Consider the following 3,332-nt stretch of genomic DNA (forward strand, 5'->3'; position numbering starts at 1 on the left):
CTTGAGGATCGGCTGTTGCTCGTGGCCCGTGCGCTCCCCCAGCACGGCGTACAGGCGCAGGCCGATGAACAGGGCCACCAGGGCGAGGATGATGATGACGGTCAAGCGGGTTTCCGGTCCTTGGCTATGCGGCTTGCAACATAATGCGCGCTTCCGCCAGTTTCAAAGAATGCCAGTTTCGAGGGTCGTTAGTCCATCCGGCGCGCAACGCCCAGTCGCCATTGCGCCCCATTTCAGCGGCTGCTAGTCGCCCCCGCAACGCGCCGCCCCCGTTTGCGGGTCCGCGGGCAACCCACAATTAAGCGCAAGGACAGTGCAGCATGGCCGATCAGGACCCGATCAATCGCGGAAACGGCTCAGGGGACCCGGACGGCGAGCCGCAGGTCATGACCATCGCGCAATATATCAAGGACTTGTCGGTCGAGAGCCCGAGCTCGCCGCAGGCCTTCCAATGGCAGGCCCAGCCCCAGCTCGACGTCCAGTTCAACATCAACGTCGACAAGGTCGCCGACGAGGTCCACGAGGTGGTGCTCAAGATCGAGGTCGCGGCGCGGTCGGATCAGGGCGTCCACTTCCTGATCGATCTGAGCTACGCGGGCGTCTACGGAATCCGCAACCTGCCCGAGGAAGCGTTGCCGCCGTTCCTGCTGATCGAGGCGCCGCGGCTGCTGTTCCCGTTCGCTCGACAGATCATCGCCGATTGCTCGCAGAACACCGGATTTCCGCCGCTGATGCTCGACCCGATCGATTTCGGCGCGGCCTACATGGCCCAGCTCCAGGCGACGCAGCCGGGCGAGGACGGCACCGGCGGCAATGGCGGCGACGAGGGCCAAGGAAGCAGCGGCTCGGACGCTGAGCCCGGCGAAGGATCGGGCAATGAAACCGAGCCGGCGGATGCGTCCGGCGAGAAGCCGCAGGGCTGACGACCAGCCCCATGAACCTCCTCAAGGCGGGCGGGACGATCGGCGGCCTCACTATGGTCAGCCGCATCCTCGGCTTCGCTCGCGAGATGATCTTTGCCCGAGTGATGGGCGCGTCCGCCGCTGCGGAAGTGTTCATCTGGGCGTTCCAGCTGCCGAACCTGCTCCGGCGGCTGCTCGGCGAAGGCGCGTTCAGCCAGGGGTTCGTGCCCTTGTTCGCCCGGCGCATCGGCAAGGAGGGCGACCTCGAGGACGCGAAGCGGTTCGCCGAGGAGGTGCAGGCGGTCTTCCTGCCGGCCCTCATCATCATCACCGTTTTGTTCATCATCGCCATGCCCGCGGTGGTGATCGCGGTCGCGAGCGACCGGTGGACCGATGACCCGGAAAAGTTCGCCTTTACCGTCTACCTGACGCAGATCACCTTTCCGTACCTGATTTTCATCAGCATGGTGTCGTTGTTCAGCGGGATCCTGAACTCGCTGTCCCGGTTCGTCGCCGCGGCCTTCGCTCCGGCGCTGCTCAACGTCGCTCTGCTCGCAGCCCTCCTGCTCGTTCCCGAAGGCGGAACCACGACCGCGGTGGCCATGGCCTGGGCGGTCCTGGTGGGCGGCGTGCTTCAGCTCGCCTTGTGCATTGTCGCAACGCGCCGCGCTGGACTGAAGCTCAAGCTGCGTCCGCCCCGCATGACTCCGCGGGTAAAAGAGCTGCTGATCCTGATCCTGCCGGCAACGATCGGCGCCGGCGGTTACTATGTCAGCCAGCTGTTCTACGCCTATTTCGCCACCCGGCTGCCCGAAGGCAGTTTCGTCTACCTGAGCCAGGCCGATCGACTGAACCAGCTACCGCTGGCGCTGGTCGGCTCGGCGATCGGCACCGCCATCCTGCCGGCGATCAGCCGCCACATCGGGATGGGCGAGGAGCGGCAGGCGGCCAACATCCAGGGCCGCGCGACCGAGCTGGCGATGTTGCTGGCGATCCCGGCGACCATCGCCCTGATGGTCGCTGCCGGTCCGATCATGACCGTGTTGTTCGAAGGCGGACGATTCACCGCGTCGGACGCGGCGACCTCCGCCCTGGTGCTGTCGATCCTCGTCACCGGGCTGCCCGCCTACGTCATGATCAAGGTGCTCGCGCCCGGCTTCTACGCGCGCAAGGACATGAAGACGCCGGTCGTGATCATGCTGGTCACCCTGGCGCTCGGGGTCATCGCCAACTTCATCTGGATCGACGACATCGGCATCGCCATCCTCCCGCTGGCAACGTCCGCGGCCGCCTGGCTCAACGCGGGAGCGCTGTATGTCCTGCTGGCGAAGCGCGGCCATTTCCGGATCGAGGGCTGGCTTGGCGAGAGGCTCGGCAAGCAGCTGATCGCCGCCTTGGCCATGGGCGCCACAATCTGGCTCGTCGGGCGGTTGCTGGCCGCCTATTTCGGCGGCTCCGTGGGCGAGCGGCTGGTCGGCACGGTGGCGCTGATCGGCGCCGGCTCGCTGGTCTATTTCACGCTCGCCTGGATCACGGGCGGCATGGACAGGGAAGACGTTTTGGTGCTGCTGAGGCGCAAGAAGGTGGCCGCATGAGCAGCGAAACCGCGATGCGCGTTGTTTCCGGCATCCAGCCGACCGGCGGGCTGCACCTCGGCAATCTGCTCGGGGCGATCCTGCGCTGGGTGCGGATGCAGGACGAGGCCGAGTGCCTGTTCTTTCTCGCCGACCTGCATGCGCTGACCATCGACGTCGAGCCGCAGCAGCTTCGCTCGAGCACCCGCGAAATGGCGGCGGCGCTGATCGCCAGCGGCATCGACGCGAACAAGTCGATCCTGTTCGCGCACAGCGCGGTGCCGGCCCACGCCGAGCTCGCCTGGCTGCTTGGCTGCACAGCGCGGATGGGCTGGCTCAACCGGATGACCCAGTTCAAGGAAAAGTCCGGCAAGAGCCGCGAGGGCGCCAGCGTCGGGCTGTTCGCCTACCCGGTGCTGCAGGCGGCGGACATCCTGCTCTACCGGGCGACCCACGTGCCGGTCGGCGACGACCAGAAGCAGCATATCGAGCTGGCCCGCGACATCGCCATCAAGTTCAACACCGACTTCGACGTCGAGCTGTTCGTCCCGCCCGAGCCCTTCATCGGCGGCGGCATTGCTGCCCGGGTGATGAGCCTTCGCGACGGCACCGCCAAAATGTCCAAGTCCGACGCGTCGGACATGAGCCGAATCAACCTTGGCGACAGCGACGATTCGATTGCCCAGAAGGTGCGCAAAGCGAAGACCGACCCGGAGCCGCTGCCCGACGACCCGGCGCTGCTCGAGCCGCGGGCCGAAGCCCGCAACCTCGTCGGAATCTACGCCGCGGCGACCGGCGAAAGCGTCGAGCAGGTGCTCGCTCGCTTTTCCGGCCAGGGGTTCGGAGCGTTCAAGCC

At 66.4% G+C, this 3,332-nt stretch carries 3 protein-coding genes and 1 pseudogene; 3 read left to right on the top strand and 1 reads right to left on the bottom strand.

Going from position 1 to position 3,332, the window contains the following annotated elements:
• Positions 1-105, bottom strand: a pseudogene (locus tag H0T81_RS10285) (Tim44 domain-containing protein); the annotation flags it as partial.
• Positions 106-320: 215 nt separating this feature from the next.
• Between H0T81_RS10285 and secB the strand changes: the two are divergent.
• The 3 genes from secB to trpS all read left to right on the top strand — a co-directional run.
• Complete coding sequence (secB, locus tag H0T81_RS10290; protein ID WP_366474231.1) at positions 321-923, top strand: protein-export chaperone SecB; 603 nt, start codon at positions 321-323, stop codon at positions 921-923.
• 11 nt (positions 924-934) lie between these two features.
• Positions 935-2,497: a murein biosynthesis integral membrane protein MurJ gene (gene murJ, locus H0T81_RS10295; RefSeq protein WP_294012681.1), complete on the top strand. Its 1,563-nt coding sequence runs from the start codon at positions 935-937 to the stop codon at positions 2,495-2,497.
• A gap of 14 nt (positions 2,498-2,511) precedes the next feature.
• Positions 2,512-3,332, top strand: an 821-nt coding sequence (gene trpS, locus H0T81_RS10300; protein ID WP_294012683.1) for a tryptophan--tRNA ligase, incomplete at its 3' end; no start/stop codon positions are given.

This window comes from Sphingomonas sp. (assembly GCF_013812825.1).
In the GTDB taxonomy this organism is placed as follows: Bacteria; Pseudomonadota; Alphaproteobacteria; order Sphingomonadales; family Sphingomonadaceae; genus Sphingomicrobium.

What these genes read in the sequence shown, in the direction of transcription:
- murJ (WP_294012681.1), top strand. Translation starts at nt 935, where the DNA reads ATGAACCTCCTCAAGGCGGGCGGGACGATCGGCGGCCTCACTATGGTC.
- secB (WP_366474231.1), top strand. Translation starts at nt 321, where the DNA reads ATGGCCGATCAGGACCCGATCAATCGCGGAAACGGCTCAGGGGACCCG.